The 19,605-nt window shown below is 70.6% G+C and carries 17 protein-coding genes, 2 tRNA genes and 2 pseudogenes; 14 read left to right on the top strand and 7 right to left on the bottom strand.

Going from position 1 to position 19,605, the window contains the following annotated elements; translation table 11 throughout:
* Positions 1-117: 117 nt before the first annotated feature.
* Positions 118-189 (top strand) — tRNA-Gln (locus G6N48_RS11745).
* Between the two features lie 72 nt (positions 190-261).
* Positions 262-334, top strand: a tRNA-Glu gene (locus tag G6N48_RS11740).
* A gap of 7 nt (positions 335-341) precedes the next feature.
* On the opposite strand, the gene G6N48_RS11735 is transcribed toward G6N48_RS11740, so the two are convergent.
* Together G6N48_RS11735 and G6N48_RS11730 are read right to left on the bottom strand one after the other, a co-directional pair.
* Positions 342-851, bottom strand: coding sequence for a pyridoxamine 5'-phosphate oxidase family protein (locus G6N48_RS11735; protein WP_085268002.1), 510 nt, complete (start codon positions 849-851; stop codon positions 342-344).
* A 75-nt stretch (positions 852-926) separates the two neighbouring features.
* Positions 927-1,628, bottom strand: a complete 702-nt coding sequence (locus tag G6N48_RS11730) for an IclR family transcriptional regulator (RefSeq protein WP_085268003.1) — start codon at positions 1,626-1,628, stop codon at positions 927-929.
* A gap of 86 nt (positions 1,629-1,714) precedes the next feature.
* On the opposite strand from G6N48_RS11730, the gene leuC reads away from it, so the two are divergent.
* The 3 genes from leuC to G6N48_RS11715 all read left to right on the top strand — a co-directional run bounded on the left by leuC (position 1,715) and on the right by G6N48_RS11715 (position 4,615).
* Positions 1,715-3,163, top strand: coding sequence for a 3-isopropylmalate dehydratase large subunit (leuC, locus tag G6N48_RS11725; protein WP_085268076.1), 1,449 nt, complete (start codon positions 1,715-1,717; stop codon positions 3,161-3,163).
* 22 nt (positions 3,164-3,185) lie between these two features.
* On the top strand, positions 3,186-3,782 hold the full coding sequence (gene leuD / locus G6N48_RS11720; RefSeq protein ID WP_085268004.1) for a 3-isopropylmalate dehydratase small subunit: 597 nt from the start codon (positions 3,186-3,188) through the stop codon (positions 3,780-3,782).
* Positions 3,783-3,994: 212 nt separating this feature from the next.
* On the top strand, positions 3,995-4,615 hold the full coding sequence (locus G6N48_RS11715; protein WP_085268005.1) for an HU family DNA-binding protein: 621 nt from the start codon (positions 3,995-3,997) through the stop codon (positions 4,613-4,615).
* A gap of 69 nt (positions 4,616-4,684) precedes the next feature.
* Here G6N48_RS11715 and mutT1 read toward each other — a convergent pair whose 3' ends face one another.
* The 3 genes from mutT1 to cofC all read right to left on the bottom strand — a co-directional run bounded on the left by mutT1 (position 4,685) and on the right by cofC (position 8,651).
* Positions 4,685-5,626 (bottom strand): 8-oxo-(d)GTP phosphatase MutT1, encoded by a 942-nt coding sequence (gene mutT1, locus G6N48_RS11710; protein ID WP_085268006.1) that lies wholly within the window; start codon positions 5,624-5,626, stop codon positions 4,685-4,687.
* 82 nt (positions 5,627-5,708) lie between these two features.
* Positions 5,709-7,901, bottom strand: coding sequence for an RNA degradosome polyphosphate kinase (locus G6N48_RS11705; RefSeq protein WP_085268007.1), 2,193 nt, complete (start codon positions 7,899-7,901; stop codon positions 5,709-5,711).
* Between the two features lie 87 nt (positions 7,902-7,988).
* The gene (gene cofC / locus G6N48_RS11700; protein WP_085268008.1) at positions 7,989-8,651 is read right to left on the bottom strand and encodes a 2-phospho-L-lactate guanylyltransferase; all 663 of its coding nucleotides are present in this window, start codon (positions 8,649-8,651) and stop codon (positions 7,989-7,991) included.
* Positions 8,652-8,750: 99 nt separating this feature from the next.
* On the opposite strand from cofC, the gene G6N48_RS11695 reads away from it, so the two are divergent.
* From G6N48_RS11695 to G6N48_RS28905, 3 genes and pseudogenes are all read left to right on the top strand, one after another.
* Positions 8,751-9,782: an NAD(P)H-dependent glycerol-3-phosphate dehydrogenase gene (locus tag G6N48_RS11695; RefSeq protein ID WP_163670823.1), complete on the top strand. Its 1,032-nt coding sequence runs from the start codon at positions 8,751-8,753 to the stop codon at positions 9,780-9,782.
* Between the two features lie 101 nt (positions 9,783-9,883).
* Positions 9,884-10,993 (top strand): D-alanine--D-alanine ligase family protein, encoded by a 1,110-nt coding sequence (locus G6N48_RS11690; RefSeq protein ID WP_085268010.1) that lies wholly within the window; start codon positions 9,884-9,886, stop codon positions 10,991-10,993.
* A 2-nt stretch (positions 10,994-10,995) separates the two neighbouring features.
* Positions 10,996-11,203 (top strand): annotated as a pseudogene (locus G6N48_RS28905) (2-isopropylmalate synthase); the annotation flags it as partial.
* Here G6N48_RS28905 and G6N48_RS11680 read toward each other — a convergent pair.
* The gene (locus G6N48_RS11680) at positions 11,204-11,764 is read right to left on the bottom strand and encodes a DUF3515 domain-containing protein (protein WP_085268011.1); all 561 of its coding nucleotides are present in this window, start codon (positions 11,762-11,764) and stop codon (positions 11,204-11,206) included. It lies immediately after the preceding pseudogene.
* Between the two features lie 112 nt (positions 11,765-11,876).
* On the opposite strand from G6N48_RS11680, the gene G6N48_RS11675 reads away from it, so the two are divergent.
* The 3 genes and pseudogenes from G6N48_RS11675 (at position 11,877) to G6N48_RS11665 (ending at position 14,514) form a co-directional block, all read left to right on the top strand.
* On the top strand, positions 11,877-12,848 hold the full coding sequence (locus tag G6N48_RS11675; protein WP_085268012.1) for a thiamine-phosphate kinase: 972 nt from the start codon (positions 11,877-11,879) through the stop codon (positions 12,846-12,848).
* 23 nt (positions 12,849-12,871) lie between these two features.
* Positions 12,872-13,555 (top strand): uracil-DNA glycosylase, encoded by a 684-nt coding sequence (locus G6N48_RS11670; protein WP_085268013.1) that lies wholly within the window; start codon positions 12,872-12,874, stop codon positions 13,553-13,555.
* 5 nt (positions 13,556-13,560) lie between these two features.
* Positions 13,561-14,514 (top strand): annotated as a pseudogene (locus G6N48_RS11665) (NADP-dependent oxidoreductase).
* A gap of 21 nt (positions 14,515-14,535) precedes the next feature.
* Here the strand turns inward: G6N48_RS11665 and rpmB are convergent.
* Positions 14,536-14,730, bottom strand: a complete 195-nt coding sequence (gene rpmB / locus G6N48_RS11660) for a 50S ribosomal protein L28 (protein ID WP_085268014.1) — start codon at positions 14,728-14,730, stop codon at positions 14,536-14,538.
* A gap of 277 nt (positions 14,731-15,007) precedes the next feature.
* Here rpmB and G6N48_RS11655 point away from each other — a divergent pair, with 277 nt between their 5' ends.
* Genes G6N48_RS11655 through G6N48_RS11645 form a run of 3 tightly spaced genes read left to right on the top strand, consistent with a single transcriptional unit; the run spans position 15,008 to position 19,601 of the window.
* Positions 15,008-16,669, top strand: coding sequence for a DAK2 domain-containing protein (locus tag G6N48_RS11655; protein WP_179969938.1), 1,662 nt, complete (start codon positions 15,008-15,010; stop codon positions 16,667-16,669).
* A gap of 2 nt (positions 16,670-16,671) precedes the next feature.
* The gene (recG, locus tag G6N48_RS11650) at positions 16,672-18,891 is read left to right on the top strand and encodes an ATP-dependent DNA helicase RecG (protein WP_085268016.1); all 2,220 of its coding nucleotides are present in this window, start codon (positions 16,672-16,674) and stop codon (positions 18,889-18,891) included.
* A complete protein-coding gene (locus tag G6N48_RS11645; protein WP_085268017.1) occupies positions 18,888-19,601 on the top strand; it encodes an HNH endonuclease family protein in 714 nt (237 codons plus the stop codon). The genes recG and G6N48_RS11645 overlap by 4 nt, the downstream gene beginning before the upstream one ends.
* The last annotated feature ends 4 nt before the right edge of the window (positions 19,602-19,605 follow it).

Genomic DNA, 19,605 nt, shown 5'->3' with positions numbered 1-19,605 from the left:
TTACGACGCGAGTCTTTGGTAGTCTGCACGTCGGCCCGGCAACGGCTGGCACGGCAGTCCGCGGGGGTGCGTCGACAACCCGCAAACGGCCGCTGACCAGCGGTTTAAGGCAGCCGATGGGGTATGGTGTAATTGGCAACACAGCTGATTCTGGTTCAGCCATTCTAGGTTCGAGTCCTGGTACCCCAGCAAAACGGCTCCACCCCAAGCGATTAGGTGGGCCCACCGGGTTGGGCTATGCTGACAGCTCGGATCGGTTCTGGCCCCGTCGTCTAGCGGCCTAGGACGCCGCCCTCTCACGGCGGTAGCGTGGGTTCGAATCCCATCGGGGCTACAAGTATCTACCGGCCGGTCTGCACGGACGGTGCGGTGGTGCCGCCCACCGGCATCGGGGGCAGGCCGAGTTTGCGGTGATCCCAGGAGCGGGCGCGGCGGGCCACGATGCGCACGCAGACCCGGTTGTTCATCATCTGATCCACGAACGGCTTCATCTCGTCGGTGTAGGGGCCGGTGTAGCGCTCCCACACGCTGACGCCGACCCGGTGTGCCACCTCGGGGTCGTCGACGATCTCCGCGACGCCCTCGAAGGAGACCCCGCGCAGCGTGTCGTAGGTGTCGCCGTCCTCGATGAGAAAGCTCACCCGCGCGTCTCGCCGGAGGTTGACCGCCTTCTGTGACTTGGCCTTCGTTTCGAGCCAGATCTCGCCGTCGACGACGGCGTACCACATGGCGACCAGGTGCGGCTGGCCGTCGGGGCCGACGGTGGCCAGCGTGCCGGTGCGGCTTTTGACGACGTAATCCGCGATCTCTTCCTCGGACATGACGATGGACGCGCGCTGATTTGTTCCCATGGCGCCAGTCTCTCAGGTGGTCCACGCGAACTTTGCCCCGAGTCTGCGCGGGCGGCGCCGAGCCTCGCGCGCGAGCTAGAGCCGGCGGGTGATTTCCTCGGCGGCGGCCAAAAGATCCGCGGCCCAGCGAACTCCCGGACGCCGGCCGATCCGGTCGACTGGCCCGGACACCGATATGGCGGCGACGACGACGCCGCAGCCGTCGCGCACCGGGGCCGACACGCTCGCCACCCCCGGCTCGCGCTCGGCCACGCTCTGCGCCCAACCGCGCCGCCGCACCTCGGCCAAGGTGCGCTCGGTGAACGCGGCCGCCGGCAGCACGGCCTCCTGGGTGGCCAAGTCGCTGTGGGCCAGCAGCACTTTGGCCCCCGACCCGGCGGTCATCGGTAGCCGCGCTCCGACGGGCACGGTATCGCGAAGGCCCGCAGCGGGTTCCAGGGCGGCCACGCAGACCCGGGACGTGCCCTCGCGGCGGTACAGCTGCACGCTCTCCCCGGTGGTCTCGCGCAGCGGCGGCAGCACCGCCGCGGCCGCGGCCAGCAGCGGATCGTTGACCTGCGCGGCGAGTTCGGTGACCGCAGGGCCCAGCCGCCAACGCCCTTCGTCGTCGCGGGCCAGCAGCCTGTGCACTTCCAGGGCCGCCGCCAACCGGTAGGCGGTGGCCCTGGGCAACGCCGTCCGCTCACACAGTTCGGCCAGGCCGCAGGGGGATTCCGCGATGGTGTGCAGCACCGTCACGGATTTGTCCAGAACGCCGATACCGCTATGCTGTCTCACAAGGAGATACTAGCGTCTCGCAATGTGAGAGCACAGCCCACGCTGATCGGCGAGCCGCGAACGACATGGAGCGAGGCGAGGTGGCGATGAAATCCGACACGGCGACGGCCCGGGCCGACAAACCGCGGACGCTGGCCGAAAAGGTCTGGGAAGACCACGTTGTGGCGTCCGGCGGCGGCTCTGACCAAGGAGGCGCCCCCGACCTGATCTACATCGACCTGCATCTGGTGCACGAGGTCACCAGCCCCCAGGCGTTCGACGGCCTGCGCCTCGCCGGACGCCCGGTGCGGCGGCCGGATCTGACGCTGGCCACCGAGGATCACAACGTGCCCACCGTCGACATCGACAAGCCGATCGCCGACCCGGTGTCGCGCACCCAGGTCGAGACGTTGCGGCGCAATTGCGAGGAATTCGGCGTGCGGCTCTACCCGATGGGCCACCTCGAGCAGGGCATCGTGCACGTCGTCGGGCCGCAGTTGGGCCTCACCCAGCCCGGAATGACGGTCGTCTGTGGTGACAGTCACACATCCACGCACGGCGCATTCGGCGCCCTGGCCATGGGAATTGGCACCTCGGAGGTCGAACACGTGCTGGCCACGCAGACCCTGCCGCTGCGGCCGTTCAAGACGATGGCGGTCAACGTCGACGGGGAATTGCCGGCCGGGGTGACGGCCAAGGACATCATCCTCGCGCTGATCGCCCGGATCGGTACCGGCGGCGGCCAGGGGCACGTGATCGAATACCGCGGCAGCGCCATCGAATCGCTGTCCATGGAGGGCCGCATGACGGTCTGCAACATGAGCATCGAAGCCGGCGCCCGGGCGGGCATGGTGGCCCCGGACGAGACCACCTACGAGTTCCTGCGCGGGCGTCCGCACGCTCCCACGGGCGAGCAGTGGGACGCGGCGATGCGGTATTGGCAGCAGCTGCGCACCGACCCCGGTGCGGTCTTCGACACCGAGGTCAACCTGGATGCGGCGTCCTTGAGCCCGTTCGTCACGTGGGGGACGAACCCCGGCCAGGGTGTGCCGCTGGCCGCGGACGTGCCCGACCCCGAGCTGATGACCGGCGACGCCGAGCGCCAGGCGGCGGAGAAAGCGTTGGCCTACATGGGGCTTCGACCGGGTACGCCGATGCGCGATATCGCGGTCGACGCCGTGTTCGTCGGGTCGTGCACCAACGGTCGCATCGAGGACCTACGGGTGGTCGCCGACGTGCTGCGGGGCCGCAAAGTGGCTCCGGGAGTGCGGATGCTGCTGGTACCGGGCTCGATGCGGGTGCGCGCTCAGGCCGAAGCCGAAGGGCTCGGCGAGATTTTCACGGCCGCGGGCGCCGAGTGGCGGCAGGCGGGCTGCTCGATGTGCCTCGGCATGAACCCCGACCAGCTCGCACCGGGCGAGCGCTGCGCGGCGACCTCGAACCGCAACTTCGAAGGGCGCCAGGGCAAAGGCGGCCGCACCCACCTGGTCTCTCCGTCCGTCGCCGCGGCGACGGCGGTACGCGGCACCCTTTCCGCCCCGGCGGACTTGAACTGACCAACGAAAGAAGAGGACGGCCATGGAGGCATTTCACACTCACACCGGCATCGGCGTGCCGCTGCGGCGCTCCAATGTGGATACCGATCAGATCATTCCCGCGGAGTTCTTGAAGCGCGTGACCCGAACCGGATTCGAGGACGGATTGTTCGCAAGCTGGCGGTCCGACCCTTCGTTCGTGCTGAACCTCAGCCCTTTTGACCGGGGTTCGGTTCTGGTCGCCGGATCCGACTTCGGGACCGGCTCGTCGCGCGAGCACGCCGTGTGGGCGCTCATGGACTACGGGTTCCGGGTGGTGATCTCGTCTCGATTCGGTGACATTTTCCGCGGCAATGCCGGCAAGGCGGGCCTGCTGGCGGCCGAAGTCGCCCAAGACGGTGTGGAACTTCTCTGGAAGCTGATCGAGCAAAGCCCGGGTCTTAAAATCACTGCCAATCTTCAGGATCGAAATATCACCGCCGGAACGGTGGTGCTGCCGTTCAAGATTGACGACCACACCGCCTGGCGCCTGCTCGAAGGGCTCGACGATATAGGCCTTACGCTGCGGAAACTCCCCGAGATCGAGTCTTTCGAGGCGGCCTATCCGGCGTGGAAACCGCGGACTCTGCCGTTGTCGTGAATGGCCGCCGGGGCCGGAATTTCTTCTCGCTCATCTAAGTAAACCGAGTCCATTTCGGGCTCGCGCCACCGGTCAAGGGCGGCAACCGGATTGCGAAAATGCCGATCGCCGGGCCCTGAAATTGCGCGTGGCTCTTGGAAATTTGCCAGGTGAGGGTTTACCGTGTCCACTAGACGGTTCCGAAACGAGGACCACTAGCTTGGAGGGATTGGATGAACAAAGCAGAGCTCATTGACGTGCTCACACAGAAATTGGGCTCGGACCGTCGGCAGGCGACCGCCGCCGTCGAGAATGTCGTCGACACCATTGTGCGTGCGGTGCACAAGGGCGACAGCGTAACCATCACCGGATTCGGGGTATTCGAACAGCGGCGTCGCGCGGCTCGCGTGGCTCGCAATCCGCGTACCGGCGAGACGGTGAAGGTGAAGCCGACCTCGGTCCCGGCGTTCCGTCCCGGTGCCCAATTCAAAGCGGTTGTCTCTGGCGCGCAGCGCCTCCCGTCGGAAGGACCCGCCGTGAAGCGTGGTGTTGTTGCAGGCGCGGCCAAGAAGACCGCGGCCAAGAAGGCTCCCGCCAAGAAGACCGTGGCGAAGAAGACGGCGACCAAGGCCCCGGTGAAGAAGGCCGCGACCAAGGCTCCGGTCAAGAAGGCCGCGACCAAGGCTCCGGTGAAGAAGGCCGCGACCAAGGCTCCGGTGAAGAAGGCCGCGACCAAGGCTCCGGTCAAGAAGGCCGCGACCAAGGCTCCGGTCAAGAAGGCCGCGACCAAGGCCCCGGCCAAGAAGACTCCCGCCAAGAAGACGACGACGACCACGCGTCGCGGCCGTAAGTAAGGCAGCAGCGGAGGATTCAGACCAGTCACCCTCCGGGCGGCAGTGACGCCCCCGGGGGGTGTCTGCGTGCTAGGCCCGCACGTTGGCGGCGAGCGCGCCGCCGATGTGGTCGGCCGCCACCAGCTTTCCGCCCGACAGCGACAACACCCAGGTGCTGCCCTTGTGGTTGCGGGACTTGTCGGCGCGCACACCGTCGCGCTCGCACCACCACTCGATGAGGTCCGGTATCACCTTGCCCTGCGAGCAGACCACCGGCGTGCCGGCCTGCGCGGCGATGTCCAGCATCCGGTTGCGGGCGCGCTTGGGGTTCTTCGCGTAGGCCTCTTCGGTGAGGGCGGTCTCGTTGTGCACCGTCACACCCAGTTCCTCGGCGAGCGGCTCCACCGTCTGGTGACACCGGAGCCGGTCGGCGGCGTAGACGTCGGACGCGCCGAAGGCCAACAGTTGCGGGACCAGAGCTTCGGCCTGCGCGCGTCCGCGCTTGTCCAGCGGTCGCTTGGAGTCGTCACCGGAGAAGCGTGACTTGCGGCCGGCCGTGCCGTGCCGCACCACCAGCACCGTGTGCGTGTCCGCCGGATGTTTCATGAAGTGGCGCAACATCGTTCGATCGTGCGCATAGCTGAGCTTCGGCAGGGCGTCCGCGAGGGGGAGCCACACCAATTCGTCGACCTCGTTTCCCGGGACGAAATCCCCGCCGTTGCTGCGGGCCGCCCAGTAGTACACCTTCTTGACGCCCGCCTCGATCGGATAGCTCACCATGTCGAGCCGCCGGCCAAGGGTCGCCTGGTGACCGGTCTCCTCCCAGACCTCGCGCACCGCGGCCACGGCCGCCGTCTCGCCGGGATCCACCTTGCCCTTGGGCAGCGACCAGTCGTCGTAACGGGGGCGGTGGATGACGGCGATCTCCAGGCCGGGGTTGTCCGATTCCGTCGGTCGCCACAGCACCGCACCGGCGGCGTACACGATCCGGCTTCCCGAACGCCGAGGGGCGGACGAGCTCTTAGAGGGCACGTGAACTCCTGCGGGTCAATTCGGTGAGGGTCGCGCTGGTTGGATGCGGCCGAAAACAACCGAGAGATTCACCCGACTGCGGTCAGGGGCTGCGATGGCGCTCCATCAACGATACTTGGTGGTCGCGCACCGAATGCCCCGCCTGCGGCGACGCGGTCCACTGGCCGTCGGGCCCGAGTTCCCAGCACCGGGTGGACGGATCGAGCGCGGATTCGAACAGGTCGTCCAGATAGGAGGTCAGCCGCGGATCCTTGACCTGCACCAGTGCCTCCACCCGGCGGTCGAGGTTGCGGTGCATCATGTCGGCACTGCCGATCCAGAATTCGTTGATCTTGTTGAAATGCATGATCCGCGAGTGCTCCAGGAAGCGGCCGAGGATCGAACGCACCGAGATGTTCTCGGAGTAGCCGTCGGCGCCGGGGCGCAGCGCGCAGATGCCGCGGACCACCACCTCGACTTCCACGCCGGCCCGCGACGCGCGGTAGAGCGCGTCGATCACCTGCTCGTCGACCAGAGCGTTCATCTTCATCCGGATGCGGCCCCCGCCGTGTTCGCGGTGGGCGGCGATCTCGCGCTCGACGCGTTCGATGATGCCGGTGCGAATGCTGTGGGGGGCGACCAGAAGATTGCGGTAGGAGACCTTGCGCGAATATCCCGTAAGCGAATTGAACAGGTCGGTCAGGTCGGCGCCGATCTCGGGCGATGCCGTCAGCAGCCCGACGTCCTCGTAGAGTCGCGCCGTCTTCCCGTTGTAGTTGCCGGTGCCGATGTGGCAGTACCGACGGATGTTCGACCCTTCGCGGCGCACCACGAGGCAGGTCTTGCAGTGCGTCTTGAGCCCGACGTACCCGTAGACCACGTGCACGCCCGCCTGCTCCAGAGTTCGTGCCCAACGGATGTTGGCCTGCTCGTCGAAGCGCGCCTTGATCTCCACCATTGCCACCACCTGCTTGCCTGCCTCGGCGGCGGCGATCAGGGCCCGCACGATCGGCGAGTCGCCGGAGGTGCGGTAGAGCGTCTGTTTGATGGCGAGCACGTTCGGGTCGGCGGCGGCCTGCTCGATGAACCGCTGGACGCTGGTGGAGAACGACTCGTATGGATGGTGAAGCAGCACATCGCCTTCGCGCAGCGTCGCGAAGATGCTCCTGGGCGTCTCGCGGTCGACGAAGGCGGGGCTCGTGGCGGGCACGAACGCCCGATCCTTGAGCGCGGGCCGGTCTATCCCGTAGATCTGCCACAGCGACGAAAGGTCGAGCAGCCCCGGCACCTCGATCACGTCACCGGGGTGCACGTCGAGTTCACGCAGCAGCAGCTCGAGCATGCTCTCGGTCATGTCGTCGGCGATCTCGAGCCGCACCGGCGAACCGAAACGCCTGCGGGCCAACTCCCTTTCGAGCGCCTGCAGCAGGTCCTCGTCGCGGTCCTCCTCGACCTCGTAGTCGGCGTTGCGGGTGATGCGGAATGTGTGATGCTGAACGATCTCCATGCCCGGGAACAGCACCGGCAAGAACGCCGCGATGAGCTCCTCCATCGGCAGGTAGCGCACGATGCCGGGGCCCTCGCCGTCGTCGGCGTCGCGGGGGCCGCTCAGTTCGACGAAGCGGTCGACGTTGTTGGGCACCTTGACCCTGGCGAAGTGGTGGCCGCCGTCATCGGGCTGGCGCACCATGACCGCCAGGTTCAGGCTCAGCCCACTGACGAACGGGAACGGGTGCGCCGGGTCCACGGCCAGCGGGGTCAGGACGGGGAACACCTGTTCGGTGAAATACGTGGACAGTTCGTCGCGCTCGGCCTCGTTCAGGTCGGCCCAGGTGACGATGTGGATGCCCTCCTCCGCGAGCGCCGGGCGCACCGAGTCGAGGAACACCCGCGCGTGCCGGGTCGCGATCCGCTGCGTCTGCTCGCCGATGCGGGCCAGCTGCTCGCGCGGCGTCAGACCGTCGGCCGAGCGCACCGAGAGCCCCATCTCGTCGCGCCGCTTGAGGCCGGCCACCCGCACCATGTAGAACTCGTCGAGGTTGGAGGCGAAGATCGCCAAGAACTTGGCCCGCTCCAGCAGGGGCAGGGAGTTGTCGGCGGCCAGCGCGAGGACCCGCGCGTTGAAATCCAGCCAACTCAATTCGCGGTTGAGGTAACGGTCTTCGGGCAGGTCGGTGACCGCGGCCGTGGTCGCGGCCGGTGGCGCCGACACCGCCGACTCGCCGGGTTGCCAGATGTTCTCGTCGGGGCGCGCCTCAGCTTCGATTTCGGTCACCCTGCGATCATTGCTCATCACCCGTCGGTGCTGCCAGCGCTCTGCGGACATCCATTCGCCGTTGGTGTGGCGTTCACCCGAGCGACAGGTTGCCGCGCGCGGCCGACGTCAGCGCTGCGCGATGGCTCGCGCGGTGGCCGCGCCGATCCCGAGCCTGCGGGCGATGGTCAAGTCGGCGGGGGTGTCCACGTCGCAGCGCAGACCGGGCCACGCGCCCGTCAGCTCGATGGCGCCCGAACGGCGGTGCCGCGCGGACGAATCAGGCCCGAACCGCGGATCGAGCGCGGTCCCGAACGCGAGCAGCGCGGTGGTTCCCGACGCCAGCCGGTCGGCGACGAAGCTGCGCCGGTGCGCGCGCGCGGCGGCCACCGCCTCGGCGAGTTCCTGCGTCTGCAACGCGGGTAGATCTCCTTGCAGCACAACGGTATTGGAGAAAAAATCGGCCGATGCGCGCTCCGCGGTGGCGATCGCGTTGTTGAGCGGGTCGCGGTGCCCGTCGGGCGTCGGGTCGGCCAGCACCGTGGCGCCGAGTTCGGCCGCCGTGGCCGCCGCGGCGTCGTCGGGGGTGACGACGGTGATGGATCCCACGGCCGCAACGCGTCTCGCGGCGGTCAGTGTGTCGACCAGCATGGCCAGTACCACCTTCTCCCGGGTCCCCGCCGAGAACACCGGGGCCAGCCTGGTCTTGGCGGCGGCCAGCCGCTTGACGGCGACGATCAGCGCCACGTCACCCGAGACGTCCCCCGCACCGCCGGCCCGTGTGCCGCTCATGCGGTCATCCTGCCAGCGGCGCCGCGCGCGGGTGACGGCCGTCCCGTCGCTGTTCTAGGGTGTAGCGTCCGCAGGTCGGCGAAGAGACGGGGGTGCAACGTGGGCAGCACATCTAACGCCGTCGCCGTCATGGGCGCCGGTGCATGGGGCTCCGTGCTGGCCAAGGTCCTCGTCGAGGCCGGCGGCCCCGAGACGGAGGTCAGGTTGTGGGCCCGGCGGGCTGAGGTCGCCGAGCGCATCAACGCCACCCGCTGCAACCGCGACTACCTGCCCGGCACCGTGTTGCCGCCCGGCGTCCGCGCCACCGCCGATGCCGGTGAGGCGCTGAGCGGCGTCACGACGGTGCTGCTGGCCGTGCCGGCGCAGACGCTGCGCACCAACCTCGGGCCCTGGACCGGTCTGCTGACCGACGGCGCCACGCTGGTCAGCCTGGCCAAGGGGATCGAACTGGGCACGCTGATGCGGATGAGCCAGGTGATCGTCTCGGTCACCGGTGTCGACCCCGCGCAGGTGGCGGTGGTGTCGGGTCCGAACCTGGCGAGCGAGATCGCGCTCGGGCAGCCGGCCGCCACCGTCGTCGCGTGCAGCGACTCCGGCCGCGCCGTCGCCCTGCAGCGCATGCTCAACACCGGATACTTCCGCCCGTACACCAACAGCGACGTCGTCGGCACCGAGATCGGCGGGGCGTGCAAGAACGTCATCGCGCTCGCGTGTGGCATGGCGGCCGGCGTCGGGTTGGGTGAGAACACGGCGGCGGCCATCATCACCCGCGGTCTGGCCGAGATCATCCGGCTGGGAATTGCGCTCGGCGCCAAGGGCGCGACGCTGGCCGGGCTGGCCGGCGTGGGTGACCTGGTGGCCACCTGCACGTCGCCGTGCTCGCGCAACCGGTCGTTCGGCGAACGGCTGGGCCGCGGCGCGACCGTCCAGTCGGTGCTGCACGGCACGCCCGACAGCGGCGACGGGCACGTGGTCGAGGGCGTGACGTCGTGCGAGTCGGTCCTGGCACTGGCCTCCAGTTACGACGTCGAGATGCCGTTAACCGACGCCGTGCACCGGGTGTGCCACATGGGCCTGTCGGTGGACGAGGCGATGACGTTGTTGCTGGGCCGCCGCACCAAGCCGGAGTGAGGCCCGGCCGCGCCCCCGCGCGGGCGCGGGCGTACGGGCCGGGCGGCGTGTCGTCGTGCAAACACGCATGCTCGCGGGGCGGCCGGTAGCCTCTAGAGGTTGTGAACGCCAGCGACCGGGTGCGTGTGGCCGTCGTCTTCGGCGGGCGCAGCAACGAGCACGCCATTTCGTGCGTGTCCGCGGGCAGCATCCTGCGCAATCTCGACCCCCGGCGGTTCCACGTGGTCGCGGTCGGCATCACCCCGCAGGGGTCGTGGGTGCTCACCGACGGCGATCCGGACGCGCTGGCCATCAGCGATCGGCGACTGCCCGAGGTGACCGCCGAATCCGGCGCCGAACTGGCGCTGCCCGCGGACCCTCGGCGCGGCGGCCAGCTGGTCTCGTTGGCGCCCGGGGCCGGCGAGGTGCTGGCGTCGGTGGACGTGGTGTTCCCGGTGTTGCACGGTCCGTACGGCGAGGACGGCACGGTTCAGGGCCTGCTCGAGCTCGCCGGCGTGCCCTACGTGGGCGCCGGCGTGCTGGCCAGCGCGGCCGGGATGGACAAGGAGTTCACCAAGAAGCTGCTGGCCGCCGAGGGACTGCCCGTCGGGGCGCACGCCGTGCTGCGCCCCACGCGGCGGACCCTGCACCCCGAGGAGTGCGAACGGCTGGGGCTGCCGGTGTTCGTCAAGCCGGCCCGCGGCGGCTCGTCGATCGGCGTCAGCCGGGTGGCGAGCTGGGACCAGCTGCCCGCCGCGGTGGCCCAAGCGCGCCGGCACGATCCCAAGGTGATCGTCGAGGCGGCGATCAACGGGCGTGAGCTGGAGTGCGGCGTCCTCGAAATGCCGGACGGCACAGTCGAGGCCAGCACCGTCGGCGAGATCCGCGTGGCCGGGGTGCGCGGGCGCGAGGACTCGTTCTACGACTTCGAGACCAAATACCTCGACGACGCAGCCGAATTGGATGTGCCCGCGAAGGTCGACGACCACATCGCCGACGCCGTGCGCCAATTGGCGATCCGGGCGTTCAAGGCCATCGACTGCCAGGGCCTGGCGAGGGTCGATTTCTTCCTCACCGAGGAGGGCCCGGTGATCAACGAGATCAACACGATGCCGGGCTTCACCACGATCTCGATGTATCCCCGGATGTGGGCGGCCAGCGGCGTCGACTACGCCACGCTGCTGTCGACGATGGTCGACACGGCGCTGGCGCGCGGGGTGGGCCTGCGTTAGCTGTGGCGATCGCGAGCGCGGCGGAGCCGGGCGAAGCGGGTCGCCACCATCGAACCTGGCGATCGCGAGCGCGGCGGAGCCGGGCGAAGCGGGTCGCCACCATCGGGTACGTGGCGATCGCGAGCGCGGCGGAGCCGGGCGAAGCGGGTCGTCACCATCGGGTACGTGGCGATCGCGAGCGCGGCGGGGCCGGGCGAAGCGGGTCGCCACCTAGCGCGGCGGTCCCGGTTTGATGGGCACCGCCGGCATCGTGCGGTCGATCAGCTCGGAGAGTTGCTGGATGGGCGTCGGCCCCGACCCCGACGGCAGCGTGAGCGCCACGTACACCGGCCGGTCGACCGCGTACCAGGTGGAGGTGCCCGCGTCACCGGCGGATTGCTGTTCGGGCCGCGCCTCGAACCACTGCACCCGATCGACGACCTGAATGGGCGAACCGACCACGAACTCGTCCGGGCGGTCCAGCCCGCAGCGCAACACGACCGGCTCGCCGTCGGACCCCGTCCGCCAGGCGAAGGCGCTCTGCGGGGCCGGTTGAGCCAGCGGCGCGAGCCGGTAGTCCCCGAGCCGCGGCGGCAGCGCGGCCGCCAGCGCCTGGCACGCGGGATCGGCGGCCTGCGGCGCCGGGGCGTCGGGGACGGCGACCGGTTGCGGCGGCCCCTGCCGGGTCGCCGCGATGACCAGGATCGCGCCGATCACCGCGACGGCCAGCGCCACCGCGGCGACGATCGCCGCACGCGGGGGCCCCGCGTCGGGATCCGATGCGGCCTTCACCGGCCGGCACCTCCTGTCTCATACACTGGCGCGGGCCGTCCGTTGCAGCAGGCTCCCAACGTACCGCAGGTCGGCGACCGTGCCCCGGCCGCAGAGGCCCCAAGGAGGTGGCGTGCGCGACGATAACTCGGGGGAGCCGCCGACGCTGGGGCGCCTCGGCGAGTTCGCCGTCATCGACCGCATGGTGCGCGGGCGCCGGCAGCCCCCCGCGGTCCAGCTCGGGCCCGGTGACGACGCGGCGGTGGTGGCCGCCCGGGACGGTCGCACGGTGGTGTCCACCGACATGCTCGTGCAGGACCGGCACTTTCGGCTGGACTGGTCGACACCGCACGACGTCGGCCGCAAGGCCATCGCGCAGAACGCCGCCGACATCGAGGCGATGGGCGCGCGCCCGACAGCGTTCGTCGTCGGGTTCGCGGCGCCCGGCGACACCCCTGCCGCGGCCGCCGACGAGCTGGTGGACGGGATGTGGGACGAGGCCGAGCGTGTCGGCGCCGGCATCGCCGGCGGCGACCTGGTCAGCTGCCCGCAGTGGGTGCTGTCGGTGACGGTGCTCGGCGAGTTGGACGGCCGCGCCCCGGTGCTGCGCTCCGGTGCGAAGGCCGGCTCGGTGATCGCCGTCGCGGGTGAACTGGGCCGCTCGGCGGCCGGCTATGCCTTGTGGGAGCGGGGGATCGGCGGCTTCGGGGGGCTGCGGCGCAGGCACCTGGTTCCCCAGCCGCCCTACGGGCAGGGCGCGGCGGCCGCGGCCGCCGGCGCGCAGGCGATGATCGACGTGTCCGATGGCCTGATCGGCGACCTGCGGCACGTCGCCGCGGCGTCCGGGGTGGCCATGGACCTGGCCACCGAGGCGCTTCGCGCCGACCACGACGCGGTGGCCGAAGCCGCGGCCGCCGCCGGCGCCGACCCCTGGCCGTGGGTGCTCGGGGGCGGCGAGGACCACGCTCTGGTCGCCTGTTTCGCGGGTCCGGTGCCGCCCGGGTGGCGGGCGATCGGACGCGTGCTCCCCGGCCCGGCCCGGGTGCTGGTCGACGGGCGGGAGTGGAGCGGGTATGCCGGCTGGCAGTCCTACGAGGGGAGATGAACGGACTTGAGGAGGGTGGCGCGATGACGGCACGACCGCTGCACGAACTCGTCGACCCGGGTTGGGCAACGGCGCTCGAGCCCGTCGCCGACCGGGTGACCGAGATGGGGCGGTTCCTGCGCGCCGAGGTCGCCGCCGGGCGCCGGTATCTGCCCGCGGGCCCGAATGTGTTGCGCGCCTTCACCTTCCCGTTCGACGCCGTCCGGGTGCTGATCGTCGGCCAGGACCCCTACCCGACACCGGGACACGCTGTCGGGCTGAGCTTTTCGGTGGCCGCCGATGTGCGTCCGCTGCCCCGCAGCCTGGCCAACATCTTCGACGAGTACTCCGCCGACCTGGGCCACCCCCCGCCGTCGTGCGGAGATTTGACGCCCTGGGCGCAGCGCGGCGTGCTGCTGCTGAACAGGGTGCTGACGGTGCGGCCCGGCACGCCGGCCTCGCACCGCGGCAAGGGGTGGGAGGCGATCACCGAGTGCGCGATCCGCGCGCTGGTCGGGCGCTCGCAGCCGATGGTGGCGATCCTGTGGGGCCGCGACGCGTCCACGCTGAAACCCATTCTGGCCGAGGGCGATTGCGCGGCGATCGAGTCGCCGCACCCGTCGCCGCTGTCGGCGTCGCGGGGGTTTTTCGGCTCGCGCCCGTTCAGCCGCGCCAATGACCTGCTGACGAAGATGGGCGCCGACCCGGTCGACTGGCGGCTGCCTTGAGGGAGATGACGGCGCTACGGGCGCACCGCCGCGGGGGTCCCGAGGAACTGGTCGTCGAGCGGGCGCCCGTGCCGGTCCCGGGCGCCGGCGAAGTCCTGGTGGCCGTCCACGCAGCCGCCATCACGTTCGACGAGTTGACGTGGGAGCAGACGTGGACCCGCGACGGCATGAGCCGGGTCCCGATCATCCCGTCACACGAGGTGTCCGGCGTGGTGTCCGAGATCGGTTCGTAGGCAACGCATTTGCGGCCCGGCGACGAGGTGTACGGGCTGATCGACTTCGACCGGGACGGTGCGGCGGCCGATTTCGTCGCCGTGCCGGCGGCCGGGTTGGCCCGGAAGCCCTCGACGGTGTCGCACGTCGCCGCCGCCGCGCTGCCGCTGGCGGGGTTGACGGCGCTGCAGGCCCTGGTGGACCACGCCGCGGTACGGCCCGGGGAGGCGGTGCTGGTGCTCGGCGGCGCGGGCGGGGTCGGCGCGTTGACTGTGCAGCTGGCCGCGACACTGGGCGCGGACGTCACCGCGACCGTCCGCAGCGACACCGCCGGGCTGGTCCGGGACCTGGGCGCCCGCCGGGTGGTCGACGTCCGCGCGGAACCCTTCGACGACGCTCGCGCGTACAACGTCGTCATCGACACCGTCGGCGGCGACACGCTGCTGCGGTCGTTCGGGATGCTGCGCCGCGGCGGCCGGCTGGTCACCCTGTCGGCGCCCCCGCCGGGCGGTATGGCCGGCGAGTACGGGGTCAGCGCGATGTTCTTCGTCGTCACGCCGAACCGCGATCAGCTCGCCGAACTGGCGACGCTCGTCGACTCCGGCCGGTTGCGGGTCCCGGTGGCGGCCACCTTTGCGATGGCCCAGGGCCGCGAGGCGTTCGAGAGCCGCGGGCGCCCGGCCCGGGGTGCGGGCAAGACCGTCATCGTCGTGCGGGCCGACGGACCGCCGCGCCTGGCCGACTGACGGCGCAAGAGTGCGGCGCGTTCAGCCGCGGACGACCTTGCCCGCCTTGATGCACGACGTGCAGGCGTTGAGGCGCTGCTTGTTGCCGCCGGGACGCGCCACCACGTGCACGGTCTGGACGTTGGGGTCCCAACGGCGGCTGGTGCGGCGGTGGGAGTGCGACACCGACTTACCGAAGCCGGGGCCTTTCCCGCAGATGTCGCACACAGCGGCCATTGTTCAAGCTCCTCAGATCTCGGGGGTCCGGCAAGCGGGCCGGGACTGCCCAGGTTGACCGGGCCGTACCAGGATACCGACAGTTGCGGCTACCGCCAAAACGGTCGCCACCACTGTCGTCGGGTCTGGCTAGGCTCGATGGGCCGGCTCGCCCGCGGTGATTGACGGTCAGCCGGCGCGCCTCGCGCCGGGCTACGCTGGCGCGCACCGGGATGCACGGAGGAGACAGAGGAGGTGGGTCACTCTGGGCACTTCTGGCACGTCGCAGGATCGCCTGCTGGACGCGGTGACCCTCAGGGAGTGGGCGCACACCGCCGTCAGCGACCTGATCACCCACATCGACGAGATCAACCGGCTCAACGTCTTCCCGGTCGCCGACTCCGACACCGGGGCGAACATGCTGTTCACCATGCGTTCGGCGTTGGCCGAGGCGAACGCCGGAGCCGGCGCCGACGGGACGGCGTGTGTCGCCCGCGCCGCCGCGGCCCTGTCGGCCGGTGCGCTCAACGGCGCCCGCGGCAACTCCGGCGTGATCCTGTCGCAGATCCTGCGCGGCATCGCCGACGTCACCGCGACCGCGGCCGCCGGAGCCGGCGGTGAACTGCCTCACATCGATGCGCCCACCCTGGCGGCCGCGCTCCAGCGCGGCGTCGAGCTGGTCATCTCGTCGATGGGCGGGCAGGAGGTGCCGGGAACCATCGTCTCGGTGCTGCGGGCCGCCGCGGGCGCCGCGCGCGACTGCGCCGGGGACGGGCTGGGCGCGGCGATCACCGCGGCCGGTGACGCGGCCGTCGTCGCGCTGGAAAAGACCACCGAGCAGCTCGACGTGCTCGCCGACGCCGGCGCGGTGGACGCCGGCGGCAGGGGCCTGCTGGTGCTGCTGGACGCCCTGCGCTCCACCGTCAGCGGGCAGGCGCCCGCCCGCACGGTGTACGAGCTCTCGCCGCGGGCCGCGGAACCCGAAGCCGTCGCCGACCGCCCGGCGCCGCAGTTCGAGGTGATGTACCGGCTCGACGGTTGTGACGCCGCCGCCACGGACGTGCTCCGCGACCGGCTGGGGGAGTTGGGTGACTCGGTGGCCATCACCGCCGCGCCCGCGACCGGCCGGGCCACCTACTCCGTGCACGTGCACACCGACGACGCGGGCGCCGCCGTCGAGGCGGGGCTGGCGGCCGGCCGGCTGAGCCGCATCGTGATCTCGGCCCTGAGCTCCGGTGTCACCGGGCTGCCGGCGGGCGGCTGGACCAGGGAACGGGCGGTGCTTGCCGTGGTCGACGGCGACGGCGCGGCCGAGCTGTTCTCGGGCGAGGGGGCCAGCGTGCTGCGCCCGGGCCCGTCGGCGAGCGATCCCGCGACCGACGTCAGCGCCCACCGGCTGATGCGGGCGGTGGTCGACACCGGCGCCGCGCAGGTGATGCTGCTGCCCAACGGCTACGTGGCCGCCGAAGAGCTGGTCGCCGGCTGCACCGCGGCCATCGGCTGGGGCATCGACGTGGTGCCGATACCGACGGGGTCGATGGTGCAGGGCCTGGCCGCCCTTGCGGTACACGAACCGGGCAGGCAGGCCGTCGACGACGGGTACACCATGGCCCGCGCCGCCGGCGCCGCCCGGCACGGGTCGGTGCGGATCGCCACCGAGAGCGCGTTGACCTGGGCGGGTCGCTGCCAACCGGGCGACGGGCTGGGCATCGCGGGCGACGAGGTGCTGATCGTGGCGCCCGACGCGATCGGGGCCGCGATCGGCCTGATCGACCTGCTGCTGGCGGCGGGCGGGGACCTGCTGACGGTGCTGATGGGCGCCGGCATCGAGACGGACGACGACGCGGGCGCGGTGGCCGACATCCTCGAAGAGCATGTGCACGACCATCATCCGGGCACCGAGCTGGTGACCTATCGCACCGGCCATCGCGGCGACGCGCTGCTGATCGGAGTCGAGTAGAAGTGGCGACGCTGCGCGACCGGCTGGACTACGTCGTGGGCGCCAAGGCCGCCGATCCGCTCGACGAGGGCTTCGGCATCCGCACCGTCGACGACCTGCTGCGCCACTACCCGCGCAGCTACACCGAGGGCGCGAGCCGCTGGGACAGCGACGACGAACGCCCGCCGGCCGGCGAGCACATCACGCTCGTCGACACGATTGCCGAGACCAAGACGTTCCCGATGAGGACCAACCGGAAGAGGGACTGCCACCGCATCACCCTCGGCTCGGGCCGAAACCGGGTAACCGCAACGTTTTTCAATGCGAACTACATCAAGAAGGACCTGACGAAGGGCACCAAGGTGATGCTCTCGGGGGAGGTCGGGTTCTTCAACGGCGTCATGCAGCTGACGCACCCGGCGTTTCTCATCCTCGACTCGCCCGACGGCAAGAGTCACGGGACCAAGTCGCTGGCCAGCATCGCCAGGGCGTCGCAGGCGGCCGGCGGCGACCTGCAGATGTCGGCGTTCGAGCGGGCCTTCTTCCCGATCTATCCGGCCAGCACCAAGGTGCAGAGCTGGGACATCTTCGCCTGCGTGCGCCAGGTGCTCGACGTCCTCGACCCGGTGGACGACCCACTGCCCGAGGACTTTCGTGCCCGGCACGGGCTGATCGACGAGGACCGGGCCCTGCGCGACATCCACCTCGCCGAGGAGGAGTCGGCGCGCCGGCGGGCGGTGCAGCGCCTGACCTTCGACGAAGCCGTGGGCCTGCAGTGGGCGCTGCTGGCACGCCGGCACAGTGAGCTGTCCGCGTCGGGGCCGCCCGCACCGCCGCGCAGCGACGGCCTGGCCGCGAAACTCTTGCAGCGCCTGCCCTTCGAGCTCACGGCGGGCCAGCGCGACGTGCTCGCCGTGTTGTCCGGGGAGCTGTCGGCCACCCGGCCGATGAACCGCCTGCTGCAGGGCGAGGTCGGGTCCGGCAAGACGATCGTGGCCGTGCTGGCGATGCTGCAGCTGGTGGACGCCGGCTATCAGTGCGCGCTACTCGCTCCCACCGAAGTGCTTGCCGCCCAACATGTCCGGTCGATCAGCGACGTGCTGGGACCCCTGGGGATGGCTGGCCAGCTGGGCGGCGCGGACGATGCGACTCGAGTCGCGCTGCTTTCCGGTTCGATGACCGCGGCGCAGAAGAAACAGGTGCGGGCGGAAGTCGCCGGCGGCCAGGTGGGCATCGTCGTCGGCACCCACGCGCTGCTGCAGGACGCGGTCGACTTCCACAACCTGGGCATGGTGGTGGTCGACGAGCAGCACCGCTTCGGCGTCGAGCAGCGAGACCGGTTGCGCGCCAAGGCTCCCGCCGGCGTCACGCCGCACCTGCTGGTGATGACCGCGACGCCGATCCCGCGCACCGTCGCGCTGACGGTCTACGGCGACCTGGAAACGTCCACGCTGCGCGAACTTCCGCGCGGACGCCAGCCGATCACCACCAACGTGATCTTCGTCAACGACAAGCCCGCCTGGCTCGAGCGGGCCTGGCGGCGCATCGTCGAGGAGGTCGCGCAGGGCCGCCAGGCGTACGTGGTGGCGCCGCGGATCGACGACTCCGACGAGCAGGGCTCGGGCGAGCAAGGGGCGCGACCTTCGGCGACGGCCGAGGGAATGTTCGCCCGGCTGCGGGCCGGCGAGCTCGCCGCGCTGCGGCTGGGGCTCATGCACGGGCGGCTGCCCGCCGAGGAGAAGGACGCCGCAATGGCGGCGTTCCGGGCGGGGGAGATCGATGTGCTGGTGTGCACCACCGTGATCGAGGTGGGCGTCGACGTCCCGAACGCCACGGTCATGCTGGTGATGGACGCCGACCGGTTCGGTATCAGTCAGTTGCATCAGCTGCGCGGGCGCATCGGCCGCGGCCGGCACCCCAGCCTGTGCCTGCTGGCCAGTTGGGTATCGCCGGGATCGCGCGCGGGCGAACGGCTTTCGGCGGTCGCCGGGACGCTGGACGGCTTCGCGCTGGCCGACCTGGACCTCAAGGAGCGTCGGGAGGGAGATGTGCTGGGCCGCAACCAGTCCGGGCGTGCGATCAATCTGCGATGGCTATCGCTGGCCGACCACAGCGACGTCATCGAGGCCGCCCGCGAACTGTGCGTGCGCGAGTACGAGCAGGACCCGTCGAATCCGCGGATGGAGCTGCTCGCGGCGCAGTTCACCACCACCGATCGCATCGAGTATCTGGACAAGTCGTGAGCCGGAAACTGCTGCTGTGGATGGCGGCCGCCGCGGCCCTAGCGGTCGTGGTGGCCTATCAGACCGTGGGATCGACGGCGGCCCGGCACGCCCACGACTACGCGGCGCGAGCCGACGTTCCCAGGGTGCTGCCCGGCACCGACGTCCTCGCGGGAATCGCCGTGCTGCCGTCGCGCCAGCGCCGTTACGACTACCAGAGGGCGGCGTTCGGCGACGCCTGGGACGACGACAACGACGCTCCGCTGGGGCACAACGGATGTGACACCCGCGACGACATCCTCAACCGCGACCTCGTCGAGAAGACCTACGTGTCGACCAAACGGTGCCCGGACGCGGTGGCCACCGGAGCCCTGCACGACCCGTACACGAACAAGACGATCGCCTTCCGGCGCGGAGCCAAGGTCGGCGAGGCGGTCCAGATCGACCACATCGTCCCGATCGCCTACGCCTGGGACATGGGCGCCTACGGATGGCCGTTCGCCGAGCGGCTGCGTTTCGCCAACGATCCGGCCAACCTGCTGGCGGTCGACGGGCAGGCCAACCAGGACAAGGGCGATTCGCCACCGGCGCTGTGGATGCCGCCGAACACCGCGTTCGGCTGCCAGTACGCCATGCAGTTCATCGCGGTGCTGCGCGGATACGCGCTGCCGGTCGACCAGGCTTCGGCGGGCACGCTCCGGCAGTCCGCGGCCACCTGCCCCGCCGCCTGACGGG

Origin of the sequence: Mycobacterium parmense, from assembly GCF_010730575.1 — a bacterium.
GTDB classification, from domain to species: domain Bacteria; phylum Actinomycetota; class Actinomycetes; order Mycobacteriales; family Mycobacteriaceae; genus Mycobacterium; species Mycobacterium parmense.
This window is presented reverse-complemented; position numbering and strand designations above follow the sequence as displayed.

Excerpts from the sequence above, each read along its gene's own strand:
- G6N48_RS11735 (WP_085268002.1), bottom strand. The coding sequence starts at position 851 with ATGGGAACAAATCAGCGCGCGTCCATCGTCATGTCCGAGGAAGAGATC.
- leuC (WP_085268076.1), top strand. The coding sequence starts at position 1,715 with ATGAAATCCGACACGGCGACGGCCCGGGCCGACAAACCGCGGACGCTG.
- leuD (WP_085268004.1), top strand. The coding sequence starts at position 3,186 with ATGGAGGCATTTCACACTCACACCGGCATCGGCGTGCCGCTGCGGCGC.
- G6N48_RS11715 (WP_085268005.1), top strand. The coding sequence starts at position 3,995 with ATGAACAAAGCAGAGCTCATTGACGTGCTCACACAGAAATTGGGCTCG.
- cofC (WP_085268008.1), bottom strand. The coding sequence starts at position 8,651 with ATGAGCGGCACACGGGCCGGCGGTGCGGGGGACGTCTCGGGTGACGTG.
- G6N48_RS11670 (WP_085268013.1), top strand. The coding sequence starts at position 12,872 with ATGACGGCACGACCGCTGCACGAACTCGTCGACCCGGGTTGGGCAACG.
- rpmB (WP_085268014.1), bottom strand. The coding sequence starts at position 14,730 with ATGGCCGCTGTGTGCGACATCTGCGGGAAAGGCCCCGGCTTCGGTAAG.